The 23,509-nt window shown below is 71.0% G+C and carries 23 protein-coding genes; 8 read left to right on the top strand and 15 right to left on the bottom strand.

What is annotated here, in order from left to right; translation table 11 throughout:
- Window positions 1-689: 689 nt before the first annotated feature.
- Window positions 690-2,201, bottom strand: a complete 1,512-nt coding sequence (gene glpK, locus KK097_RS16810) for a glycerol kinase GlpK (protein WP_214531597.1) — start codon at window positions 2,199-2,201, stop codon at window positions 690-692.
- Between the two features lie 79 nt (window positions 2,202-2,280).
- Window positions 2,281-3,006, bottom strand: a complete 726-nt coding sequence (locus tag KK097_RS16805; RefSeq protein WP_071244695.1) for an MIP/aquaporin family protein — start codon at window positions 3,004-3,006, stop codon at window positions 2,281-2,283.
- Window positions 3,007-3,322: 316 nt separating this feature from the next.
- Here KK097_RS16805 and dhaK point away from each other — a divergent pair, with 316 nt between their 5' ends.
- The 3 genes from dhaK to dhaM all read left to right on the top strand — a co-directional run bounded on the left by dhaK (window position 3,323) and on the right by dhaM (window position 5,776).
- Window positions 3,323-4,324: a dihydroxyacetone kinase subunit DhaK gene (gene dhaK / locus KK097_RS16800; RefSeq protein WP_214545511.1), complete on the top strand. Its 1,002-nt coding sequence runs from the start codon at window positions 3,323-3,325 to the stop codon at window positions 4,322-4,324.
- A gap of 61 nt (window positions 4,325-4,385) precedes the next feature.
- Window positions 4,386-5,012 carry a dihydroxyacetone kinase subunit DhaL gene (gene dhaL, locus KK097_RS16795; RefSeq protein ID WP_214545510.1) on the top strand — a complete coding sequence of 209 codons (627 nt, stop codon included), beginning with the start codon at window positions 4,386-4,388 and terminating at the stop codon, window positions 5,010-5,012.
- Window positions 5,009-5,776, top strand: a complete 768-nt coding sequence (dhaM, locus tag KK097_RS16790; RefSeq protein ID WP_214545509.1) for a dihydroxyacetone kinase phosphoryl donor subunit DhaM — start codon at window positions 5,009-5,011, stop codon at window positions 5,774-5,776. Before dhaL ends, dhaM begins: the two co-directional genes overlap by 4 nt.
- Before the next feature lie 42 nt (window positions 5,777-5,818).
- Here dhaM and KK097_RS16785 read toward each other — a convergent pair whose 3' ends face one another.
- A complete protein-coding gene (locus KK097_RS16785) occupies window positions 5,819-6,397 on the bottom strand; it encodes a TetR/AcrR family transcriptional regulator C-terminal domain-containing protein (protein WP_214545508.1) in 579 nt (192 codons plus the stop codon).
- Window positions 6,398-6,451: 54 nt separating this feature from the next.
- Between KK097_RS16785 and KK097_RS16780 the strand changes: the two genes are divergently transcribed.
- Complete coding sequence (locus KK097_RS16780; protein ID WP_214545507.1) at window positions 6,452-7,672, top strand: beta-ketoacyl-[acyl-carrier-protein] synthase family protein; 1,221 nt, start codon at window positions 6,452-6,454, stop codon at window positions 7,670-7,672.
- Here the strand turns inward: KK097_RS16780 and KK097_RS16775 are convergent.
- Window positions 7,659-8,492, bottom strand: coding sequence for a helix-turn-helix domain-containing protein (locus KK097_RS16775; RefSeq protein ID WP_214531591.1), 834 nt, complete (start codon window positions 8,490-8,492; stop codon window positions 7,659-7,661). The two genes, KK097_RS16780 and KK097_RS16775, sit on opposite strands and share 14 nt — an antisense overlap.
- A 102-nt stretch (window positions 8,493-8,594) precedes the next feature.
- Between KK097_RS16775 and KK097_RS16770 the strand changes: the two genes are divergently transcribed.
- A complete protein-coding gene (locus KK097_RS16770; protein ID WP_214531590.1) occupies window positions 8,595-9,275 on the top strand; it encodes an SDR family NAD(P)-dependent oxidoreductase in 681 nt (226 codons plus the stop codon).
- Window positions 9,276-9,320: 45 nt separating this feature from the next.
- Here KK097_RS16770 and KK097_RS16765 read toward each other — a convergent pair whose 3' ends face one another.
- A complete protein-coding gene (locus tag KK097_RS16765) occupies window positions 9,321-9,773 on the bottom strand; it encodes a GNAT family N-acetyltransferase (RefSeq protein WP_214531589.1) in 453 nt (150 codons plus the stop codon).
- A gap of 187 nt (window positions 9,774-9,960) precedes the next feature.
- Here KK097_RS16765 and KK097_RS16760 point away from each other — a divergent pair, with 187 nt between their 5' ends.
- Complete coding sequence (locus KK097_RS16760) at window positions 9,961-10,992, top strand: alcohol dehydrogenase catalytic domain-containing protein (protein ID WP_214545506.1); 1,032 nt, start codon at window positions 9,961-9,963, stop codon at window positions 10,990-10,992.
- Between the two features lie 15 nt (window positions 10,993-11,007).
- Here KK097_RS16760 and KK097_RS16755 read toward each other — a convergent pair whose 3' ends face one another.
- The 6 genes from KK097_RS16755 to KK097_RS16730 all read right to left on the bottom strand — a co-directional run bounded on the left by KK097_RS16755 (window position 11,008) and on the right by KK097_RS16730 (window position 16,205).
- Window positions 11,008-11,637 (bottom strand): copper resistance CopC family protein, encoded by a 630-nt coding sequence (locus tag KK097_RS16755; RefSeq protein WP_214545505.1) that lies wholly within the window; start codon window positions 11,635-11,637, stop codon window positions 11,008-11,010.
- 186 nt (window positions 11,638-11,823) lie between these two features.
- On the bottom strand, window positions 11,824-11,979 hold the full coding sequence (locus KK097_RS16750) for a hypothetical protein (RefSeq protein ID WP_214545504.1): 156 nt from the start codon (window positions 11,977-11,979) through the stop codon (window positions 11,824-11,826).
- Window positions 11,980-12,087: 108 nt separating this feature from the next.
- The gene (locus tag KK097_RS16745; protein WP_214545503.1) at window positions 12,088-12,432 is read right to left on the bottom strand and encodes a DUF4190 domain-containing protein; all 345 of its coding nucleotides are present in this window, start codon (window positions 12,430-12,432) and stop codon (window positions 12,088-12,090) included.
- 63 nt (window positions 12,433-12,495) lie between these two features.
- Entirely contained in the window at window positions 12,496-14,889 is a 2,394-nt protein-coding gene (locus KK097_RS16740; protein WP_214545502.1) for an ATP-binding cassette domain-containing protein, read from the bottom strand.
- Between the two features lie 91 nt (window positions 14,890-14,980).
- Window positions 14,981-15,433, bottom strand: coding sequence for an NUDIX hydrolase (locus KK097_RS16735; RefSeq protein ID WP_214545501.1), 453 nt, complete (start codon window positions 15,431-15,433; stop codon window positions 14,981-14,983).
- 10 nt (window positions 15,434-15,443) lie between these two features.
- Window positions 15,444-16,205, bottom strand: coding sequence for an SDR family oxidoreductase (locus tag KK097_RS16730; protein ID WP_214545500.1), 762 nt, complete (start codon window positions 16,203-16,205; stop codon window positions 15,444-15,446).
- Window positions 16,206-16,359: 154 nt separating this feature from the next.
- On the opposite strand from KK097_RS16730, the gene KK097_RS16725 reads away from it, so the two are divergent.
- On the top strand, window positions 16,360-16,833 hold the full coding sequence (locus KK097_RS16725; protein WP_307858357.1) for an NfeD family protein: 474 nt from the start codon (window positions 16,360-16,362) through the stop codon (window positions 16,831-16,833).
- Complete coding sequence (locus KK097_RS16720; RefSeq protein ID WP_214531581.1) at window positions 16,830-18,041, top strand: SPFH domain-containing protein; 1,212 nt, start codon at window positions 16,830-16,832, stop codon at window positions 18,039-18,041. The genes KK097_RS16725 and KK097_RS16720 overlap by 4 nt, the downstream gene beginning before the upstream one ends.
- A 72-nt stretch (window positions 18,042-18,113) precedes the next feature.
- Here KK097_RS16720 and KK097_RS16715 read toward each other — a convergent pair whose 3' ends face one another.
- From KK097_RS16715 to tatC, 4 genes are all read right to left on the bottom strand, one after another.
- The gene (locus tag KK097_RS16715) at window positions 18,114-18,464 is read right to left on the bottom strand and encodes an RNA polymerase-binding protein RbpA (protein WP_214531580.1); all 351 of its coding nucleotides are present in this window, start codon (window positions 18,462-18,464) and stop codon (window positions 18,114-18,116) included.
- 110 nt (window positions 18,465-18,574) lie between these two features.
- Window positions 18,575-20,146: an apolipoprotein N-acyltransferase gene (lnt, locus tag KK097_RS16710; protein WP_214531599.1), complete on the bottom strand. Its 1,572-nt coding sequence runs from the start codon at window positions 20,144-20,146 to the stop codon at window positions 18,575-18,577.
- A 32-nt stretch (window positions 20,147-20,178) separates the two neighbouring features.
- Window positions 20,179-22,617, bottom strand: a complete 2,439-nt coding sequence (locus KK097_RS16705) for a DEAD/DEAH box helicase (protein ID WP_214531579.1) — start codon at window positions 22,615-22,617, stop codon at window positions 20,179-20,181.
- Window positions 22,614-23,366 carry a twin-arginine translocase subunit TatC gene (gene tatC, locus KK097_RS16700; protein WP_214531598.1) on the bottom strand — a complete coding sequence of 251 codons (753 nt, stop codon included), beginning with the start codon at window positions 23,364-23,366 and terminating at the stop codon, window positions 22,614-22,616. Before tatC ends, KK097_RS16705 begins: the two co-directional genes overlap by 4 nt.
- Window positions 23,367-23,509: the final 143 nt, after the last annotated feature.

Genomic DNA, 23,509 nt, shown 5'->3' with positions numbered 1-23,509 from the left:
CCCGTGCCTCCAGTCCGCACCGTGCGCGGTCTGCGATCCCGCGCCGCCTTCGCGCGAGCCGCACCGTGCGCGGTGCGTCACTCGGTGCAAGCCTGGCGGCCCGGTGCTGCGCTGCGAGTGCGCACCCGGCGGTCACCGCTGCACCCGGTGACCAACACCGCGCCGTGCGCGGTCTGCGATCCCGCGCCGTCCGCGGTCTGCGATCCCGCGCCGTGCGCGGTGCGCCACTCGGTGCGAGCCTGGCGGCCCGGTGCTGCGCTGCGAGCGCGCACCCTGCGGTCACCGCTGCACCCGGTGAACAACACCGCACCGTGCCGTGCCCGCAACCCCGTGCCCGACTGGAGGCCCGTGGCGGGCCCGACCCGCGCCTCCAGTCCGCACCGTGCGCGGTCTGCGATCCCGCGCCGCCTTCGCGCGAGCCGCACCGTGCGCGGTGCGCCACTCGGTGCGAGCCTGGCGGCCCGGTGCTGCGCTGCGAGCGCGCACCCGGCGGTTACCACTGCACCCGGTGACCAACACCGCACCGTGCGGCGACGACAACGACGACCGCGCAACGACCGCGCAACGACCGAGCGGCCCACCTCCCGCAACGGACGCAACCGACAGGAGGCCCGGTGCCGGTTCCAGGAACCGGCACCGGGCCTCCCGTCGGTGCGTTCAGTGCACGCGGTCAGCGTGCGCGGACTTCGTTACTGCACGTCCTCGTCGACCCAGTCGAAGGTCTTCGTGACGGCCTTCTTCCACAGGCGGAGCGTGCGCTCGCGCTCGGCGGCGTCGAGCTGGGGCTCCCAGCGCTTGTCCTCCTGCCAGTTGGCACGGAGCTCGTCGAGGTTGGCCCAGAAGCCGACCGCGAGACCGGCCGCGTAGGCCGCGCCGAGCGCCGTCGTCTCCGCGACGACCGGACGGACGACCGGGACGTTGAGGATGTCGGCCTGGAACTGCATGAGCTCGCTGTTCGCGGTCATGCCGCCGTCGACCTTGAGCTCGGTCAGGTCGACACCGGAGTCGGCGTTGACCGCGTCGAGCACCTCGCGGGTCTGCAGCGCCGTCGCCTCGAGAGCGGCACGGGCGATGTGGCCCTTGTTGACGTAGCGGGTCAGACCGACGATCGCACCGCGCGCATCCGGACGCCAGTACGGCGCGAAGAGGCCCGAGAACGCCGGCACGAAGTACACGCCGCCGTTGTCCTCGACGGTCTTGGCCAGGGCCTCGACCTCCGGGGCGCTGCCGATGAGGCCGAGGTTGTCGCGGAGCCACTGGATCAGCGAGCCCGTGACGGCGATCGACCCCTCGAGGGCGTAGTGCGTCTCCTGGTCGCCGAGCTTGTAGCCGACGGTGGTGAGCAGCCCGTTCTCGGAACGGACGATCTCGGTGCCGGTGTTGAAGATCAGGAAGTTGCCGGTGCCGTAGGTGTTCTTCGACTCGCCCTGGTCGAACGCTGCCTGACCGAAGGTCGCGGCCTGCTGGTCGCCGAGGATGCCGGCGATCGGGACCTCGCGCAGCAGGCTCGAGGACTCGACGTGGCCGTAGACCTCGGAGGAGCTGACGATCTCGGGGAGCATCGACTTCGGCACGCCGAAGTCGGCGAGGATGTCGTCACGCCACTGCAGCGTCTCGAGGTCCATGAACAGCGTGCGGGACGCGTTCGTGACGTCGGTCTTGTGCACGCCGCCGTCGACGCCGCCGGTCAGGTTCCAGAGGACCCAGGTGTCGGTGGTGCCGAAGAGCAGGTCGCCCGCCTCGGCTTTCTCACGAGCACCCTCGACGTTCTCGAGGATCCACATGATCTTGGTGCCGGCGAAGTAGGTCGCGAGCGGCAGGCCGACGATGGCCTTGTACTTGTCGGTGTCGCCGTCGGCGAGCTTGTCGACGAGTGCCTGCGTGCGGGTGTCCTGCCAGACGATCGCGTTGTAGATCGGCTTGCCGGTGGTCTTGTCCCAGACGACGGCGGTCTCGCGCTGGTTGGTGATGCCCACGGCGGCGACGTCGTGGCGCGTGATGTCGGCACGCGACAGTGCCTGACCGATCACCTCGCGGGTGTTGTCCCAGATCTCGGAGGGGTCGTGCTCGACCCACCCGGCACGCGGGAAGATCTGCTCGTGCTCCTTCTGCCCGGTCGAGATGATCGAACCGGAGTGGTCGAACACGATTGCTCGGGTCGAGGTCGTGCCCTGGTCGATGGCGACGATGTAGTCGGCCATTGGTGCTCCTTACGGGTGTTCGGTGCGGTGCGTGGTCGGTCGTGCGGAACGGCCGGTCACGCCTTCGGGGTGGGGTGGGTCAGCTGACGATGGGCAGCAGGGCGACGGACAGGCCGGCGGCGAGGGCGCCACCGATCAGCGGTCCGACGACCGGCACCCAGGCGTAGGCCCAGTCGCTCGAGCCCTTGCCCTTGATGGGCAGGATGGCGTGCGCGATGCGGGGGCCGAGGTCACGGGCGGGGTTGATGGCGTAGCCGGTGGGGCCACCGAGGCTGACACCGATCGCGATCACGAGGAAGGCGACGGGGATCGCGCCGAGCGATGCCGGCGTCTGACCGTTCGAGAACGCGATGACGACGAAGACCAGCACGAAGGTGCCGATGATCTCCGTGACGAGGTTCCAGCCGTACGACCGGATCGCGGGGCCGGTCGAGAAGACGCCGAGCTTGGCGGCCGCGTCGGGCTCCTCGTCGAAGTGCTGCTTGTAGGCGAGCCAGACGATGACCGCGCCAATGATCGCGCCGATCAGCTGGGCGAGCCAGTAGAGGAACATCTCGCCGACGGTGATCTTGCCGAGCAGGGCGAGCCCGAGGCTGACCGCGGGGTTGAGCTGACCGCCCGAGCTGTACGAGACGGTGACACCGGCGAAGACCGCGAAGCCCCAGCCGATGGTGACCATCAGGAACCCGGCTCCGAAGCCCTTGGACTTCGCGAGCGAGACAGCGGCGACGACGCCGCCACCCAGGATGATGAGCATCGCCGTACCGACGAGCTCGGACAGGAAATTGACGCCGATGCCGTCCATCGGTGACCTCCAGTGCGTGAGGGTGGGGGTCCGGCCGTGCTGCGCCGCACTCCCCGTTGAGTGATTGAGGCCAACCATAGTGATGCGGTTCACGGCCCGGCGATGAATTCGTGAGCGAAGTGCGGCATCGTGCACGAACGTGCAGGACGAGTGTCCCCAGCACGATCCCGAGCCGGTGACGCGTCCTCGGTACGCTGCACGAACGTGCATCGGGAACGGACGGCTGCCCGTGCCGTCGATGTAGATTGGGCGCACTCCGGTCGACGACGCGCGGTGTGACCGCCACGGTTCGACCCCGTACCCGTGGAGGCACCGCATGAAGAAGCTCATCAACGACCCGCAGGCCGTGGTCGACGAGACCGTCCGGGGCTTCGCCCGGGCACACGCCGGAGACGTCGTCCTGGTCGAGGACCCGATCCACCTGCACCGCGCTGACGCACCCGTCGCCGGCAAGGTCGGGATCGTCAGCGGCGGTGGCAGCGGCCACGAGCCGCTGCACGCCGGCTTCGTCGGGTACGGCATGCTCGACGCCGCGGTGCCCGGCCCGGTGTTCACGAGCCCGACGCCCGACCCGATCGTCGCCGCGACCAAGGCCGTCGACGGCGGTGCGGGCGTGCTGCACATCGTGAAGAACTACACCGGCGACGTGCTCAACTTCGAGACGGCGGCCGAGCTCGCGGCGATGGACGACGTCCGCGTCGAGTCGGTCGTCGTGGACGACGACGTCGCGGTGCAGGACTCCCTCTTCACCGCCGGCCGACGTGGCGTCGCCGGGACCGTGGTGGTGGAGAAGTGCGCCGGCGCCGCCGCCGAGCGCGGGGACGACCTGGACGCGGTCGCCGCCGTCGCCCGGCACGTCAACGACGTCACGCGGTCGATGGGACTCGCGCTCGCCTCGGGGACCGTCCCGCACGCGGGGGAGCCGTCCTTCGTGCTGGCCGACGACGAGGTCGAGCTCGGCATCGGGATCCACGGCGAGCCGGGCCGCGAGCGGATCGCGATGGCTCCGGCCGACGAGCTCGTCGACCGGGTGCTCGAACCGATCCTCACCGACCTCGACGCCCCGGCCGGGTCCTCGCTCCTGCTCCTCGTGAACGGCATGGGCGGCACCCCGCTGTCCGAGCTCTACATCGCCTACCGACGCGCCGCCGAGGTCCTCTCCGACCGCGGCTACGACGTCGCGCGTAGCCTGGTCGGCGACTACGTCACGTCCCTCGAGATGCAGGGGTTCTCGCTCACCGTCACGGTGCTCGACGACGAACTCACGGCCCTCTGGGACGCCCCCGTGGAGACCCCCGCCCTGCGCTGGGGCCGCTGAACCGGGGAGACCAGCACCACGCCACCGCGCCCGCCGGGCCGGACACACGAAGGGAACCGCATTGGCGCTCGACACCGCATGGGCCATCGACTGGGTCCGTCGCACCGCCGCGACGATCGACGAACACCGCGCCGAGCTCGTCACGCTCGACCGCGAGATCGGGGACGGTGACCACGGCGAGAACCTCGACCGCGGCTTCCGTGCCGTACTCGAGGCCGTCGACGGCGGGTCCTTCGACACCCCGGGCGCCGTGCTCAAGACCGTCGCGACCAAGCTCATCTCCACCGTCGGTGGTGCCGCCGGTCCGCTGTTCGGTACCGCGTACCTGAAGGCCGCACAGGCCGCCGGCGACGCCCCCGAGCTCGATGCGGAGACGCTCGTCGCGGTCCTCGCCGCCGCCCGCGACGGGGTCGTCTCCCGCGGCAAGGCCGCGGTCGGCGACAAGACGATGGTCGACGCGTGGAGCCCCGCGGTCGACGCCGCAGCAGCCGCTGCCGGCGCCGGCGACGACCCGAAGGCCGTCCTCACCGCCGCAGCCGACGCCGCGGCACAGGGCGCCGCGGACACCGAGCCGCTCGTCGCCCACAAGGGCCGCGCGAGCTACCTCGGCGACCGCGCGATCGGGTACCGCGACCCCGGTGCACAGTCGACCGCGTACATCCTGCGCGCAGCGGTGGACGCAGCGTGACCGTCGGCATCCTGGTCGTCTCGCACAGCGCGGCGATCGCGACGGGCACCGTCGAACTGGCCCGGCAGATGGCGGCGGACGTGCCGCTCGTCGCCGCCGGTGGCACCGACGACGGCGGCATCGGGACCTCGTTCGAGGCGATCACGGCCGGCATCGAGGAACTCGCGGACTCGGACGCCGTCGTGGTCCTGTGCGACCTCGGCTCCGCCTACCTGACGACCGACACGGCGCTCGACTTCCTGGACGACGACGTCCGAGCACGCGTCCACGTCTCGCAGGCGCCCCTGGTCGAAGGGACGGTGGCCGCGGCGGTCGCCGCACAGACCGGCGGCGACGCCGACACGGTCCTCGCCGCCGCGGCATCGGCCGCGGGTTCCGAGGCGGACGCGAGCAGCGCCTCCAGTGCGTCCGGTGCGTCCGGTGCGTCCGGTGCCGGTGCATCGGGTGACGAGCCTGGAGGCCCGGTGCCGGTCGACGGTGCCGCTCCCGTCGACGAGGTGGCCGGTTCCGACCGCGTCAGCGCGTCGGTCGAGCTGGTCAACGAGACCGGGCTGCACGCCCGGCCGGCAGCGGAGTTCGTGAAGACGGCGGCGAAGTACGACGCGAGCGTGCACGTGAACGGCGTGGACGCGAAGAGCCTGCTCGCGATCATGGCCCTGGCGCTGCCGAAGGGTGCGACGGTGTCGATCGACGCGACCGGGCAGGACGCGCAGGCCGCGGTCGACGCCCTGGTGGAACTGGTCCGGTCCGGCTTCGGCGAGTGATGCCGTCGCCGGGGGAGGCCCCGGCGACGGCGCCCCCTCCGGTCAGCCGATCGAGATCGTGCCAGCCAGGTCGAGGTCCGACGGGCCACCGGTGACCCCGGCGTCGGCCAGCAGGGTGGCGCCGAACACGGCGCTCCAGAACGTGCGGGCGTCGCGGTCGACACCGCTCGGACTCGTCCAGCCCCGGTCGGCGACGATGCGCTCCAGGTAGCGCTCCGACTGCCGGAAGAGCACGGCGAGCAGCAGGCGCGCGCGCTCGCGCTGCGCCGGATCATCGCCAGCTGACGCGAGTGCCCGGACCACGAGCGGCGTCGACGGCATCGCGAGGGCGGTGCGGGCGAGGACCTGCCGGAAGGACTCCGCCGACCGGGCTCGACGACCGGCGGCCTGCAGGCGCGTCGTGTCGCGGAGGAACAGCGCGAACGCGGCGTCGAGGACGAGTCGGTCCTTCGAGCCGTAGTGGTGCGTGATCTGGTTCGGGTAGACCCCGGCGGCCCGGGCGACCTCACTGACGGTGACGGAGCGTGCGCCCGCGCTCAGCAACCCGGCCGTCGCGGCCAGGATCTTCGCCCGCGTCGCCGCGCCGCGCGCCGTGCCGGAGCCGTCCACCGTGGTTGCCATGTCGGAATTGTACGTGGTACAACTCAACTTGTTCAACGTACAAGAGGAGTTTCCGTGGACATCGTCATCACCGGCTACGGCGCGGTCTCACCCTTCGGCCACGGCGTCGCGCCGCTCTGGGACGCCCTGGTGGCCGGACGCTCCGGTGTCCGAGCACTGCACCGCGACGGCGCGCTGTGGGAACAGGTGCCGATCCAGGTCGGGGCCGACGCGGCACTCGACGCCGAGGGGTCGCTCGGGCGGGTCCGGGCCGCTCGCCTCGACCGCAGTCAGCAGCTGGCACTCGTCGCTGCGGACGAGGCCTGGGCCGACGCCGGTGCACCCGCGGTGGAGGGTGACCGCCTCGCCGTGGTGGTCGGCACGGGGATCGGGGGAGTGGAGACGCTCCTCGACGCCCACGACGTGCTCGGGGCATCCGGAGCACGACGGGTCTCACCACGGACCGTCCCGATGCTCATGGCCAACGGTGCCGCCGCGCAGATCAGCATCGCCTACGGGGCGCGGGCCGGCGCGTACACCACGGTGTCGGCGTGCGCCTCGGGTGCCGAGGCGATCGCGACGGCGGCTCGGCTCATCGCCACAGGCGAGGCCGACGTCGTGATCACCGGCGGGACGGAGGCCGCGGTCACCCCGGTGACGATGGCGTCCTTCGCCCAGTCACAGGCCCTCGCGAAGCCCGACGGTGGCGACCCGACGACCCTGTCACGACCGTTCGACGCCGACCGCCGCGGCTTCGTCCTCGGCGAGGGTGCCGGGATCGTCCTGCTCGAACGCGCCGACCACGCTGCCGCCCGGGGACAGCGCTCCCACGGCACGCTCGCCGGGTGGGGGATCACCTCGGATGCGCACCACATCACGGCTCCGCTCGGTGACGGCAGTGAGCAGGAGCGGGCGATGCGCGCCGCGATCCGGATGGCCGGTCTCTCCGGAGCCGACGTCGACCACGTCAACGCCCACGCCACCGGCACCCCCGTGGGCGACGTCGGCGAAGCGGCCGCGATCAGCCGGGCCGTGGGGACCGGTGCCCTCGTCACCGCACCGAAGAGCGCGATCGGGCACATGTTCGGTGCAGCCGGTGCGGTCGAGGCGATCCTGACCCTCCGCGCGTTGGAGACCGGGACCGTCCCGCCGACGCTGAACCTCGAGCGGCAGGACCCGGCGGTCGACCTCGACGTGGTGTCCGGCGCCGCGCGGACGGCACCCCTCCGTGCGGCGCTGAACAACTCGTTCGGGTTCGGCGGTCAGAACGCGTCGCTGGTGTTCACCGCGGCGTGAGCTCCTGCAGGCCGGTGACGCGGAGCAGGTCGAGCTTCGCGGCGTCCTCGGAGCCCGGCACGACCGTGTAGACGACGATCCGCAGGTCACCGCCGGGGACGGTCAGCACGTCACAGTCGATCTCCACCGGCCCGATCGGGGTGTGCACCACCTTGCGACTCGCGCGGTGCTCGGCGATCCGACCGGTCTCCCAGCGCCGCGCGAACTCGGGGGACCCACCGAGCAGGCGGTCCACGAGTTCGGCCAGGTCGCGGTCGGCCGGGTAGCGGCCGTAGGCCTGGCGCAGATCGGCGACGAGGTCGCTCGAGAACTCCTCCTGGTGCTCGTCGTCCCAGTCCACCCCGTCGCGCTCCTGCATGAAGTGCCGCCAGACCAGGTTGCGCTCGAGCCCGACGTACCGCGACGGATCGCCGTTCACCGCGGCCCACAGCTCGTTCCAGAGCACGATGTCGTGGGTCGCCGTGAACACCGCGAGTGGGACGTCGCCGAGCCGGTCCACCAGCCGCTGAACGCCCGGCGTGATGTGCCGCGGCACCACCTGACGCGACGGCGGGGCGACGCCGGCGACCCGGCAGAGGTGGTCCCGCTCCTCGGACGACAGCCGGAGCGCGGTCGCGAGGGCGGCGAGCAGCTGCGGCGACGGGTTCGTCGCCCGGCCCTGCTCGAGGCGGACGACGTAGTCGACGCTCACGCCCGCGAGGGCGGCGAGCTCCTCACGGCGGAGGCCCGGGGTCCGTCGGCCGGGACCGGCCGGCAGGCCGACCGCCTCGGGACGCACCCGGTCACGCCAGGAACGCAACACGTTCGCGAACTCGCTCATGTCCACCATCATCGCCCCGCGCCTCCTGTCCGTCCTGGTACTGCCGGTCCCACCGTCGCACCGTGCCTGGGGGAGCCGGGTCGGCGGGGGCAGGCTGGCGGCATGACAACGACACTGATCACCGGGGCCAACCGCAGCCTCGGACTCGAGACCGCCCGCCGCCTGCTCGAGGCCGGCCACACCGTGTACGCCGGCATGCGCGACCCGGCCGGCGGCGACGACGCCCGCGCACTCGGCGCCCACGTCGTGCAGCTGGACGTCACCGACCAGGCAAGCATCGACGCGGCGATCGCGACGATCCCCGAGCTCGACGTCCTCGTGAACAACGCCGGGATCCTCGGCACCTCGTTCGGGGTCGACGACCTCGACGCGAGCGCGATGGCGACCGTGCTCGACACCAACGTCACCGGCATCGTCCGGGTGACCCAGGCCGCGCTGCCCCTGCTGCGACGCTCGGCAGCACCCGTCATCGTGAACGTCTCGTCGGGGGTGGGGTTCCCGCGCTGGCTGACGACGCCGGGGCACGACGAGTACGGGGTCCCGGCGGTGCCGTACGCGGCGTCGAAGGCGGCCGTGATCGCGTTGACCGTGCAGTACGCGAAGAACCTGCCCGGCTTCCGGGTGAACGCGAGCGACCCGGGCTACACCGCGACGGAGTTCAACGGCTTCGGTGGACACCAGACGATCACCGAGGGCACCGACGCCACGGTCATGCTCGCGACGATCGGCACGGACGGGCCGACGGGCGAGTTCCACAACCGCGCCGGGCGCATCGAGTACTGACGGCGCGTCTCCCGCTCACTGGATGCACGGGACGGTCGCGCTCCGTCAGTCGTGCACGTCGGCGCCGAACCCCGGCCCTGGGCGGAGCATCCAGCCGTCCGGGTCGGGGTCGACCTCGTTCAGCCGGCGGAACCCGAACCGCTCGTACAGCCCGTGGGCATCCGCGGTGAACAGGGCGAAGCGCTTCAGGCCGAGCGCCTCGACCGCCTCGGTCACGCCGCGCACGAGGGCGACCCCGACACCCCGGCCGCGGGCATCGGGGTCCACGAACACGTCGGAGAGCCACCCGAACGTGACCCCGTCGGTGACCACTCGTGCGTACCCGAGCTGCTCGCCGGTCGTCGCGTCGTACACGCCGAAGTTCCGTGAGCCCGCGATGATCGCCTCCTGCGTCGCACGGTCGCGCCCGCGGGCCCAGTAGGACTCCTCGCTGAGCCAGCGGTGGACACGGTCGACGTCGAGGTCGGCGGGGTCGGCGGAGAAGCGCAGATCAGTCACACGACGAGTCAACCGGCGGGCGCGCCTCCGGCGCAACGGCCGATCGGGTCGCGGTGGACCGCTCGCGTGTTCGGTCGCCGTCGGTCTGGAGGCCCGTGGGGACCCCGACGTACGGGTCGCGTCGGGTCGCTGGTCGCGTGGGTGCGGCGCCGGCGTACGGGCCTGGGTCGTCTGTCAGGATTGCCGCATGCGCGCCGTGCAGTACACCCAGTTCGGTTCCGTCCCCTCGATCGTCGACCTGCCGGAACCCGTCGCGCCGGACCACGGTGTCGTCGTCCGCGTCGCCGCCACCGGTGTCTGCCGCAGTGACTGGCACGCGTGGAAGGGCCACGACGACTCCGTCCGGCTGCCGCACGTGCCGGGCCACGAGTTCGCCGGCGTCGTCGCGTCGATCGGCGTGGACGTGCAGCGCTTCGCCGTGGGCGACCGGGTCACGGCCCCGTTCGTGTTCGCCTGCGGCACCTGCGCCGAGTGTCTCGACGGGGCCACCCAGGTGTGCACCGCCCAGCAGCAGCCCGGCTTCGACCTGCAGGGCTCGTACGCGGAGTCACTGGTCGTCCCGCACGCCGACCTGAACCTCGTCGCGCTGCCCGACACCGTCGGCTTCGCGGCGGCAGCGGCACTGGGCTGCCGGTTCGGTACCGCCTTCCACGCCCTGCACGCGCGGGGCCGGGTGGCCGCCGGGGAGTGGGTCGTGGTCTACGGCTGCGGGGGAGTCGGGCTCTCCGCGGTCATGGTCGCCGTGGCCGCCGGCGCGCACGTGGTCGCCGTCGACGTCTCCGCGGCCGCACTCGAACGCGCCGCAGCGCTCGGTGCCGACACCGTCCTGATGGACGCCGATGCCCTGACCACGGTCCGCGCCCGCACGGGCGGGGGAGCACACGTCTCGGTCGATGCGTACGGCAGTCGAGCAACCTCGGTCGCGGCTGTCGCGTCCCTGCGCCCACGCGGACGGCACGTGCAGGTCGGGCTGCTGCTCGACGACGAAGCGACGCCGGCGATCCCGATGGGTCGGGTGATCGCCGACGAACTCGAACTGCTCGGCAGCCACGGCGCAGCGGTCGGGGAGTACGGCGCGATGCTCGAGGCCGTCGTCAGCGGGCGACTCCGACCCGAGGAGACGATCGGCCGCACCATCGGCTTCGACGACCTGCCCGAGGCGCTCGTCGCGATGGACCGGCCGGCGACTTCGTCGGGCATGACCGTCGCGGTGCTCTGAGGTCGGGCGTCCCGATCAGTCCTGGGGCCGAGCGTCCGCACGCCGGCGGATGCGCACGACGACCGCGCCGATGATCAGCACGGCCACAAGGCCGACGACCCCGAACAGGAGCGACGGACCGCCGTGCCCGTGGGTGTGGGTGCCGGCGCTCGATGCGACTGCAGCTGCCGTGGGTTCCGAGGACGGCGTGGGTGCGGTCGTCGGGCTCGTCGTCGTGGGCGGAACGGTCGGAGAGGCGGCCGGTTCCACCGAGAACGCGTACTGCCCCTCGATCGGATGACCGTCGGGGGAGACGTACCGCCAGACGACGGTGTGCGGACCGGGGGAGAGCGACACCGCCTTCGACATCGAAGGGCCCTCGACGGTCACCGCTCCGGTGGACTCGTCCGTCCCGTCGTGGTCACGCACCTCGATGCGGAGTCCGGCTTCGAGCCCGATCAGCGGAGCCTCGGTGAAGGTGAGCGTCACTCGCTCAAGGTCAGCGGCGACCGTGGCGCCGTCGGTCGGGTCGCTCGAGATCAGCGCCACGTGCGCCGAGGCGGGCGGCGCACCGACCAGGACGAGGACGGCGGACGACACGACGGCGAAGAGGAGTCGGATCGTCACCGTGCGGGAGCGGCGCTGGTCGTGTCGGTGAACGTGCACGCGTCAACGCTAGGGATGCGGGGCCGAGCGTCACATCAGCCGAGCGGGCGCGGTCCCGACGGCTGAGTTGACATAATATGCATTATCGGCGCACCGGCGACCGCACGGGTCGAGCGCTGAGTGAGCAGAAAAGGTCGAGTCCGGAGTACGGACTTGACCTTTTCTGCTCGCCGGGTGACGACGGCGTCAGTTGGCGGGCTTCGTCGGGACGTCGTCGGCGTCGATCTCGAGCGCCGCCGGCTCGCCGCCTTGTTCCTCCAGGGTGTCCTGGTCGGTGTCGGGCTGCTCCGGCGACTCGCTCTGGGTGGTCTCTTCGGCTGGGTCAGGCTGGCTGTAGCTCATGCGTCGGACGGTACGCCCGGGATCCTGGACCCGTGCCAGCGACCCCGGAGACGGACAGAGGGCGCGTGGCGACTCAGCCACGCGCCCTCCGCCTTGCGGCGATCAGCGTCAGTTGTTGAGCATCTGCGTCGCGACGACCGCACCGATGATCATGAAGATGATCGCCACGACGATGGCGATGACGCTGAGCACGATCCCGGCGAGGACCATCCCGCGGCTGCCCACTGCGCGACGACGCGCGATGAAGCCGAGTACCAGGCCGATGATGCCGGCGATGAGCCCGACGATCGAGAACAGGAACGCAAAGACGACGCCGACGATGCCGAGGACGAGCGAGCCGACGGCGATTCCGTTGCCGCTGTTGGTCGCGGGTGCGTTGCCGGGGTTGGACATGGTGGAGCTCCTTCTGGTCAGGACGCCGATCCAGGCCGGGTAGCCGATCGTGAGCGTCATTCGGAACGCTAGTCGGTGCACACGGCTGATGCCCAGATTCGCGACGCGAGTCTGTTCCCCACCTCAGGCCCCGACGTACGCCGCCAGGTGCTCCCCCGTCACCGTCGAGCGTGCAGCCACCAGTTCGGCGGGCGTCCCCTCGAACACGATGCGTCCGCCGTCGTGCCCGGCGCCGGGACCGAGGTCGATGATCCAGTCGGCGTGCGCCATCACGGCCTGGTGGTGTTCGATCACGACGACCGTCCGCCCGGCGTCGACGAGCCGGTCGAGCAGCCCGAGCAACTGGTCGACGTCGGCCAGGTGCAGGCCCGTGGTCGGCTCGTCGAGCACCACGACGCCACCGCGGTCCCCGAGGTGCGTCGCCAGCTTCAGTCGCTGCCGTTCGCCCCCGGACAGCGTGGTCAACGGCTGACCGATGGTCAGGTACCCGAGTCCGACGTCGGCGAGCCGCGCCAGGATCGTGTGCGCTGCCGGGAGTGCGGACTCCCCCGACGCGAAGAACGCCAGTGCATCGGCGACGGACATCCCGAGCACCTCGCTGATGTCCTTGCCGCCCAGGTGGTACCCGAGCACGGACTGGTCGAACCGCTTGCCGTCGCACTCGACGCAGGGGCTCGCGACGCCGGCCATCATGCCGAGGTCGGTGTAGACGACGCCCGCGCCGTTGCAGGCCGGGCAGGCGCCCTCCGAGTTGGCGCTGAACAACGCGGGCTTGACGCCGTTGGCCTTGGCGAACGCCTTGCGGATCGGTTCGAGCAGGCCGGTGTAGGTCGCCGGGTTGCTCCGCCGCGATCCTCGGATCCCGCTCTGGTCGATGGCGACCACACCGTCCCGCCGAGCGAGCGACCCGTGGATGAGCGTGCTCTTGCCGGATCCGGCGACCCCGGTGACGACCGTGAGCACCCCGGTCGGCACGTCGACGTCGACGTCGTGCAGGTTGTGGGCCGAGGCACCGCGGATCCCGATCACCCCGTCCGGCCGACGGACCGCGGGCTTCACCGAGACCCGGTCGTCCAGGTGCCGACCGGTGACGGTGCCACTGGCGCGGAGCCCGTCGACGGGGCCCTGGTAGCAGAGCGTCCCACCGCCCGATCCGGCACCGGGACCGAGGTCGACGACGTGGTCGGCGATCGCGATGACCTCCGGCTTGTGCTCGACGACGAGCACGGTGTTGCCCTTGTCCCGCAGTCGGACGAGCAGCTGGTTCATCCGCTCGATGTCGTGCGGGTGCAGCCCGGTGCTCGGCTCGTCGAACACGTACGTCACGTCACTGAGCGAGGAGCCGAGGTGCTTCACCATCTTCACGCGCTGCCCCTCTCCCCCGGACAACGTGCCGGTCGGGCGGTCGAGCGAGAGGTAGCCGAGTCCGATCTCGACGAACGACTCGAGCAGGTCGCGCAGGCCCTCCAGCAGGGGCCCGACACCGGGGTCGTCCAGGGCCCGCAGCCAGGTGACGACGTCGGTGATCTGCATCGCGCAGACGTCGGCGATGCTGCGGTCCGCGATCTTGGACGACCGGGCGGTGTCGTTGAGCCGGGTCCCCTCGCAGGCCGGACACGTCGTGAAGGTCACCGCGCGGTCGACGAAGGCCCGGATGTGCGGCTGCATCGCCTCGCGGTCCTTCTGCAGGAACGATCGGCGGACCCGGTGCACGAGGCCCTCGTACGTCATGTTGATGCCGGCGATCTTCTGCTTCGTCGGCTCGCGGTACAGGAAGTCCTGCCGCTCCTGCTCGGTGAAGTCCCGGATCGGGGTGTCCCGGTCGAAGTACCCCGACTCCGCGTACAGGCGTACGTTCCACCCGTCGGTGCCGTACCCGGGGATCGTCAGCGCGCCGTCCCCGAGCGACTTGGTCTCGTCGAACAGCTGCGTCAGGTCGATGTCGTTCACCAACCCCCGACCCTCGCAGTCGGCACACATGCCGCCGAGCCGCGTGTACGAGACCTTCTCGGCCTTCGCGTCCTTCCCCTTCTGCACCGTGATCGCTCCCCCGGCGGTCACCGTGGCCAGGTTGAACGAGAACGCGTTCGGTCCCCCGATGTGCGGCTGGCCGAGTCGGCTGAACAGCACGCGCAGCATCGCGTTCGCGTCCGTCGCGGTGCCGACGGTGGAGCGCGGGTCTGCCCCGATGCGCTCCTGGTCGACGACGATCGCCGTGGTCAGGCCGTCGAGCAGGTCGACGTCCGGACGCGCGAGCGAGGGCATGAACCCCTGTACGAAAGCGCTGTAGGTCTCGTTGATCATGCGCTGCGACTCAGCGGCGACGGTCCCGAAGACGAGCGAGCTCTTGCCGGATCCGGAGACGCCCGTGAACACCGTCAACCGCCGCTTCGGCAGGTCGACGTCGACGTCGCGCAGGTTGTTCGCGCGCGCTCCGCGCACGCGGATCCGATCGTGCCGGTCGGCAGGGTGCGCGTCGGCGCCGGTGGGGTCGTCGTCGACCGGATCGGTGTGCATGCGGGTCAGCGTACCGACGGGAGGCCCGTGGCGGGGCCGCCACGGGCCTCCCGTCCAGTGCTGGGCCGGCCGTCAGGCCGTGGTGCGGTGCTCAGACGCCGTGCCGGCGCACCAGGTCCGGCAGCTCGGCGGGTTCGAACTCCTCGTCGGTCACGTCGAGTTCGTCGGCCGTCCACCAGCGCGAGGCGAGGATGTCGACGCGTTCGTCGTCGGTCCACTCGGCGTCGGACAGCTCGAATCCGGGTGTGCGGACGACGTAGAACTCGGCGTGCCCGCGGTCGTGGTCGGCGAGGTCCCACTCGACCGTGAAGTCCCACGACCAGACCGGCTCGCCCGGATCGTCGATGACGATCCCGGTCTCCTCGCGCAGTTCGCGGACGGCGGCGTCGCGGTGCGACTCCCCCGGGTCGACCCCACCACCCGGCGTGATCCAGCGGTGGGCACCGTCCGACGAGGGCGACTTCGTGTCCATCAGGAACACGCGGCCCTCGGGGTCGAGCAGCAGGATGCGGGAGGTGCGGCGCAGGCCGGGCTTGGCGGTCACGTGAACGACGTCAGCCGACGAAACCGCTGACGTCGCCGACGAGCTTGGTGTGGTCGGCGGGGATCGGCTCGACGGCGGCGAGGGCGATCTCGGCCGCGAACTCGGACACGCTGTAGAGCTTGCCGACCTCCTGCCGACGACCCTCGATCGCGCCGGGGTTCAGGCGGTTCAGCAGCGTCGCGGTGATCGTGCCCTCGATCATGTCGCCGGAGACGACCACGAACTCGATGCCGGCGGCCTCGAGCTGCGGGATGAGTTCACGGAGGGCGAGCTCGCCGGCGCGCTTGCTCTTGGCGACCGGGACGTACTCGTCCATCGTCTCGGCGGTCTCGACGAAGTGCGCCTGGTGGCTCGTGACGAACACCACGCGGGACCCGGCCGGCATGTGCGGCACGGCGGTCTGGAGCATGTCGACCTGGGCGTCACGGTTCAGGCGGAGTGCGTAGTCCTCGCCGACGCCGGACTCCATGCCGCCGGAGGCGTTGAGCACGAGGAGGTCGATGCCGCCCCACTCACGCACGACGGTGTCCACGAGGGCCTGCACGGAGTCGTGGTCGGTCAGGTCGGCACCGACGGCCAGGGCGGACCCACCGGCCTCGACGACCTTCTCGGCGATCTGCTCCGCGCGCTTGGCCTTGTTGCGGTAGTTCACGACGACCTTCGCGCCGGCCTCGGCCAGGTACCCGACGGTGTCGGCGCCGATGCCACGGGACGAACCGGTGACGACGGCGCGCTTGTCGGTGAGGGATCCGGGGGCGAGGGGGTTGCTCACAGTCGTGTTCTCCAGGTCTGGTTCCGGCCGGTCGGGCGCACCGAGCCTACCAATCCGCTGCACGGACGTCGGACGTCCTTGATATGTTGAACGGAGTTGTACCGGCTGTCGCGACGCAGCGAGCCGCCGCGCGCGACCGAGGGAGGGAGATCGCGTGAACGGAATCGATTGGATCCAGAGCATCGTCTGGATCGGCCTGGTGTTGCTCCTGGGCGTGGTCGAGATCTTCACCCTCGACTTCATCTTCATCATGCTCGCCGCGGGTGCCGCCGGCGGGTTGATCGCCGCGCTGCTCGGTGCTCCGTGGTGGCTGTCCGCCATCGTCGCCGCGGTGGCCGCCCTCGTGCTGCTCTCCCTCGTCCGACCGCGCCTGCTCGTGGCGCTCGGCCGTGGTGCCGACCCGCACCGCACCAACGTCGAGGGCCTCATCGGGCTCCCCGGCATCGTCGCGGTCGCCTTCACCTCCTCCAGTCCCGGCCAGGTGCGCCTGGCCAACGGCGAGACCTGGAGCGCGCGGTTCGCCGCGGGTTCCGTCGACCGCACACCGCCACTCGGGACCCCCGTGGTCGTCGAGTCGATCGAGGGGTCGACCGCGGTCGTGCGCCTCGCAGAAAGGGCCACCTCGTGAACCTCTCCCCAGGGACGATCGCACTGCTCGTCCTCATCCTCGTCGTCGTCATCTTCGTGATCGTCGTCCTGTCGAAGGCGATCCGGATCGTCCCGCAGGCCACGGCGGGCGTCGTCGAACGACTCGGCAAGTACCACAAGACCCTCAACCCGGGCCTGAACCTCCTGGTGCCGTTCATCGACCGTCTGCGGCCGCTGCTCGACATGCGTGAGCAGGTCGTCTCGTTCCCGCCGCAGCCCGTGATCACCGAGGACAACCTGGTGGTGTCGATCGACACCGTCGTCTACTTCCAGGTGACCGACGCCCGTGCCGCGACCTACGAGATCGCGAACTACCTCGGCGCCGTCGAGCAGCTCACCACGACCACGCTCCGCAACGTCGTCGGTGGGCTGAACCTCGAAGAGGCCCTGACCAGCCGCGACAACATCAACGGCCAGCTCCGCGTCGTCCTCGACGAGGCGACCGGCAAGTGGGGCATCCGCGTCGGCCGGGTCGAGCTCAAGGCGATCGAGCCGCCCGTGTCCATCCAGGACGCCATGGAGCAGCAGCTCCGCGCCGAGCGCAGCCGACGTGCCGCGATCCTCCAGGCCGAGGGCACCAAGCAGTCCCAGATCCTCGAGGCCGAGGGCCAGCGGCAGGCAGCCATCCTCGCGGCCGAGGGTGACGCCAAGGCGCAGGTCCTCCGTGCCGAGGGTGAAGCCCAGGCCATCGCGACGGTGTTCGAGGCCATCCACACGGGTGACCCGGACGAGAAGCTCCTGTCCTACCAGTACCTGCAGACCCTGCCGAAGATCGCCGAGGGCACCTCGAACAAGCTCTGGATGATCCCGAGTGAGTTCACCGAGGCCCTCTCCGGCATCGCGAAGGGCTTCAGCGCCAGCCGCGGTGGCGGCGGCGCCGGACCGGTCGGTGGTGCTGCCGGTGGCACCGACTTCCTGTCCCGCATCTCGAAGCTCGCGAACGAGAGCCTGGCGAACACCGCAGCAGCCGGGTCGGCTGGCACCACCATGCCGCGCGCCGACGCCACCGCCGCGGACATCGTCCCCGAGTCCGACCTCGACGCACGCCTCGCCGAGTCGAACCGCAGTGTCGACGAGCACATCGCGGCCGCCGACGACGCCACCGCCGAGCAGGTCGACGACGCCGCGCAGAGCCCGAACGACCAAGCGTCGGGGCACCGCACGAGCGACGGCTCCGGACGCCGCTGAGCCGCCACACCGCGAACGACGACGCCCGCCCCGGTTCCGGGGCGGGCGTCGTCGTTGCGTCAGTCGGTGGTGTCAGGCGCCGCGTCGTGCGCGGAGGACCTGCAGGCGCTCCTCGAGCAGCTCCTCGAGTTCCTCGCGCGAACGGCGCTCGAGCAGCATGTCCCAGTGGGTGCGGGGGGCCTTGACGTCCTCCTCGGCGACCTCGACGGGGATCCCGTCGTCGCCGAGCAGTCGGCCCTCGCGGCCGGAGCGCGGCTCCGACCAGGTCTGGGGAACGTCGGCGTCGGCCGAGAAGACGATGTCGAACGTCTCACCCGACTCCGTCTGGTAGACCGCGCGCTTGCGATCCGAGAGCTCGACGCCCTCTTCGCTCTGGAGACTCTGACTCCCGAGCCGCATGCCGCGGAGACTCCGATCAGCCATGTGTGTGCTCCTCTCGCTCGTCTGCCCTCCACAACACTGTCCCACGCCCCATCAATCCCGTACCGGCGCATTCACAGTCCGTTCCCAGTGGCTGGGCGCGGCGACCAGGATCAGGAGCGGGAGCGGCGACCCCAGGGCGCGCAGGCGAGGAGCACGAGGAGCCCGCCGAGGCAAAGCAGGAGGGTGATCGAACCGGACAGGATCGACGCCGGCGTGGTGGTGGTGCCGAGCGGCACGTCGGTCACCATGGAGGTCGCGGTGTACTCCGGCACCCGGTCGATCGTGCGGCCGCTGGGGTCGATGACCTGCGACGCCCCGACGGTCGAGATGTTGACGAGCGAGCGTCCGGTCTCGATGGCCCGCATGCGCGCGATCTCGAGCTGCTGCAGGTTCTCGTCCGTGCCCGAGAAGTCGGCGTTGTTGGTCTGCGCGAGGATCACCTGCGCTCCCCCGCGCACCATGTCGGCGGTCAGCCCGTCGTCGACGATGTCGAAGCAGATCGAGATGCCGGCCCGGACTCCGGCGACCGACAGCACGTTCGGCTTCGTCCCGGGCGTGTAGTCGCGCTGCAGCAGGCCGATCAGCGACGGTGCGAGCTTGGAGAAGAACCAGCGATCGGGCACGTACTCGCCGAACGGCACGGGCCGCTTCTTGTCGTAGGAGGACTGCCAGCCGTCCGCGGTCCACACGAACGAGGTGTTGTGCAGCACGCCCGACGACGTCTGCGTGATGGCGCCGGCGACGATCGGGGCGTCGACCGAATCGACCACCGAGTCGAGCGCCGACGCGATGACGGGCTGCTGCCGCGGATCGTACTCGGCCGCGGCCTCCGGCCAGACGACCAGGTCGACACCCTTCGCGTCGACGTCGGTCGCCGAGACCTGCGCCGCGAGGACGTCGCCGGGCTGTGCACGGTCGAAGTAGCCGGCCGGACCGTTGCCCTGGACCGACTCGACCCGGATGGTGCCGTCCGTCGCCGTCGGCCAGGCCGGCACGGCCAGGACCGCCGCGACCAGCAGGCCTGCCGTCGCCACCCGCACGGGCAGCCGCAGCGTGGCGCCCGGCACGCGGGGCGCCACGAGCGCGAGCGACACCACGACGGCGACGCAGTACACGACGACGAACGACAGGCCGAGCACGCCGACGTACGCCGCCAGGTGCGTGAAGGGCCCCTGGGACTGGGACAGCCCGACCCGCCCCCAGGCGAACCCACCGTACGGCCAGCTCCCCGAGAACCACTCGCGTCCGGTCCACAGTGCGGCGACGACGGCCGGGAGGCCCCACACACGTCCGGCGGTCGACGGCACCACGCGCGCGACCCACCGGTACGCGAGTGCGATGGCGACACTGCCGAGTGCGAAGAAGGCGGCCTCCAACAGCGCGAGCGCGAACCACGGGACCGGGCCCAGGTAGCGGCCGGCCCACGAGATGGCCGGGATCCAGAAGGCAGCGCCGGCGAGGTAGCCGATCCACGCGGCCCGCCGGGCGCGCTGGCCCATCACGGCGAGCAGCATGCAGGCGAGGGCGGGGTAGGCGAGGAACCACCACCCGGGCGACGGGAACGCGAGGGCGAAGAGGATCCCGCCGATGACGGCCAGCGGCAGGGCGGTGCCCAGCGGCAACGCGGCGAACGGGCCGGACGCGACCGCTCCGCCGCCGACGCGCGCGGGTAGCCCGCGCACACCCGTCTCCGGAACCCGCACCGTGCCTCCCGTCAGACCGCCGCGTAGGCGACGATGCCGCGGCGCACCGCGTCGGTCGCGCGTCGCGCGGTCTGGGCGAGGTCGTCGTCGCCGGCGTTCCGGATCTGGTCGAGGAGGTCGATGACCTGCTTCGACCAGCGCACGAAGTCGCCGGCCGGCAGGTCGAGGGTGCGGAGCACGTCGTCGAGCGCCGAGCCCGAGGCCCAGCGGAACATGCCGACCGCCATCGCGGGGGTGGGCGGCTGCGATCCGGCCAGGCGCGCGGCACGCTCGATGTCGTCGAGGCGCGACCAGATGTTCAGGGTCTCGTCGAGCGCGGGACGGAATGCACCACGGGGCAGCGCGTGCTCCGTGCCGGGCGCGTCCTCGCGTCGTGGCTGGTAGATGATCGTCGCGGCCATGGCTGCGAGCTGCGCCGGGGTGAGGTCCTTCCAGACCCCGGCCTCGAGGCACTCGGCCACGAGCAGGTCGCGGTCGCCGTAGATGCGCTGCAACCGACGGCCGCCGGCCGCCACGGTGGCTTCACCGTCACCGGAATCGACCAGGTAGCCGAGCTCGATCAGGACCTCGGTGACACGGTCGAAGGTCGTGGCGACGGCACCAGTGCGTGACCGGATCTGCTGGACGAGCTTGTCGTTGGCGCGCTTGAGCTTCCACCAGCGCTCGGACCACCGGGCGTGGGCCTCGCGTTCCGGGCAGGCGTGGCAGGGGTGGCGCTGCAGCTGGCGGCGGACCGCCGTGATCGCGGCCTGGCGCTCCTGGCGGGCACCGTGCGAGGCCTCGCGACCGCCGGGCACGTTCGTCCGCTCGAGGTCGGAGAGCTCACGGCGGAGCGCCGAGTACTCGGTGAAGTCGCCGAGGTGGCACTGCATCGCCTCGCGGTACCCGTCGAGCGCTTCCTGCTGCGAGCGGACCTTGCGGGCGAGGTCGACCACGGACCGGTCGGCCTGGAACTGGGCGAACGAGGTCTCGAGGACCTCGCGCGTGCGCTGCCGGCCGAACTGGTCGATGAGGTTGACGGCCATGTTGTACGTGGGCTTGAACGACGAGTTGAGCGGGTACGTGCGACGGCTGGCCAGCGAGGCGACCGCCTGCGGGTCGAGCCCGTCGGTCCACTGGATGACCGAGTGTCCCTCGATGTCGATGCCACGACGACCCGCACGGCCGGTGAGCTGCGTGTACTCCCCCGGGGTGATCGGCACACGGGCTTCACCGTTGAACTTCTCGAGCTTCTCGAGCACGACGGTGCGCGCCGGCATGTTCACGCCGAGCGCCAGCGTCTCGGTGGCGAACACGACCTTCAGGAGCTTGCGCTGGAAGAGGTTCTCCACCACCTCTTTGAAGGCGGGGAGCAGGCCGGCGTGGTGTGCCGCGACACCGCGCTCGAGGCCCTCGAGCCACTCCCAGTACCCCAGGACGGCGAGGTCTTCGTCGAGCAGGGTGCGACAGTGGTACTCCGCCGTCTCGCGGATCTCGTTGCGCTCCTGCACGGTCGTCAGGGACAGGCCCGAGCGCAGGACGTTGCGGACGCCCTGGTCGCAGCCGTTGCGGCTGAACACGAAGAAGATCGCGGGCAGCAGCATCCGCTCGTCGAGCATGTGCGCGATCTTCTCGCGGTGCACCTTCTCGGTGCGCGGCCCGCGGCGTTCCGGGTAGCCACCACGACCGCGACGGCCGCGGTGTCCGCCACCGTTCCGCTCACTGCGGGAGCCACCACCGACCATGCGGAGCAACTCGGGGTTCACGCGGTTCGTGGCCGCTGCACCGCTCGAGTCGAACAGGTCGACCATCTTCGAGCCGACCAGGACGTGCTGTTCGAGCGGGACCGGGCGGTCTTCGGAGACGATGACGTCGGTGTCGCCGCGGACGGTCTGCAGCCAGTCGCCGAACTCTTCCGCGTTGGACACGGTGGCGCTGAGCGAGACCAGGCGGACCTCGGTCGGGAGGTGCAGGATCACCTCTTCCCACACGGCGCCGCGGAACCGGTCGGCGAGGTAGTGCACCTCGTCGAGGACGACCCAGGCGAGGTCGTCGAGCAGGTCGGAGTCCGCGTAGATCATGTTCCGCAGCACCTCGGTCGTCATCACGACGACCCGCGCGCGGGGGTTCACGTTGGTGTCGCCGGTGAGCAGTCCGACCTCGGACTCGCCGTAGACGTCGACGAGTTCGGCGTACTTCTGGTTGCTCAGCGCCTTCATCGGCGTCGTGTAGAACACCTTCGCGGTCGGCTGTCGCATGGCCAGCCAGATCGCGAACTCGGCCACGATCGTCTTGCCGGCACCGGTCGGGGCGGCGACCAGGACGCTGCGGCCCTGGTCGAGCGAGTCGCAGGCGGCGAACTGGAACGGATCGAGGTCGAAGCGCAGGTCGGCACGGAAGAGTTCGAGGTTGCGGGACCGGTTGCGGGCCTTGGCCGCGGCGAACCGCTCTGCCGCGCTCGTCCCGCTCACAGGCCGTACTCCTCGTCGAGCTTCGCCTGGCGCTTGGCGAGACGGCGGTCGTGGATCCAGGCGACGAAGCAGGCCGCGATGTACAGCACGGTCATCGGGATCGCCAGCAGGAACATCGAGATGACGTCGGCGCTCGGGGTGACGATGGCGCAGAACACCAGGATGCAGAGGATCGCGACGCGCCAGCTCTTGATGATCGCCGCGGCGGAGAGCACGCCGACGAAGTTCAGCAGCACGATGAACACCGGCAGCACGAACGCGATGCCCACCGCGACGATGAGCTTGATGACGAAGTCGTAGTAGGCCTTCGCGTCGACGATCGAGGTGTCCTGGCTGGAGACGAAGCTGCCGAGGATGCCGACCACGTGCGGCAGGATGTACCAGCCGAAGTAGCAGCCGGCGAAGAACAGCGGGATCGCGGTGCCGAGAAAGCCCCAGACGTACTGCCGCTCGCGCCGGACGAGTGCCGGCACGATGAACGCCCAGATCTGGTAGAGCCAGACGGGACTCGCGATGACGACGCCGATGGTGATGGCGATCTGCAGCTTGAGGTCGAACGCCCCGGTGATCATCGGGAAGTTCAGTTCGGCCGTGTGACCGCCGACCTTCGCGAGCTGGGTCACCGGCGCCCGGAGCGAGTCGAGCACCCACGGGGTCAGGAACCATCCACCGATCGCGCCGACGACGATCGCCACGACTGCGCGGAAGAGACGGTTGCGCAGCTCGATGAGGTGCTGCCCGAGCGACATGCGGCCTTCGGCGTCGGTCTTCTGGCGCCCCTGCCGCTTCGCTCGCCCGCGCGCGGTCGTCGAAGCCATGTCGTCGATCTTACGGGGTCGGGACCGACAGTCTGCCGGGGGTGTGGGCGGCGGCGTGCCCGAGGGTCGGGCGC

Origin of the sequence: Curtobacterium flaccumfaciens, from assembly GCF_018598405.1 — a bacterium.
In the GTDB taxonomy this organism is placed as follows: Bacteria; Actinomycetota; Actinomycetes; order Actinomycetales; family Microbacteriaceae; genus Curtobacterium; species Curtobacterium aurantiacum.
This window is presented reverse-complemented; position numbering and strand designations above follow the sequence as displayed.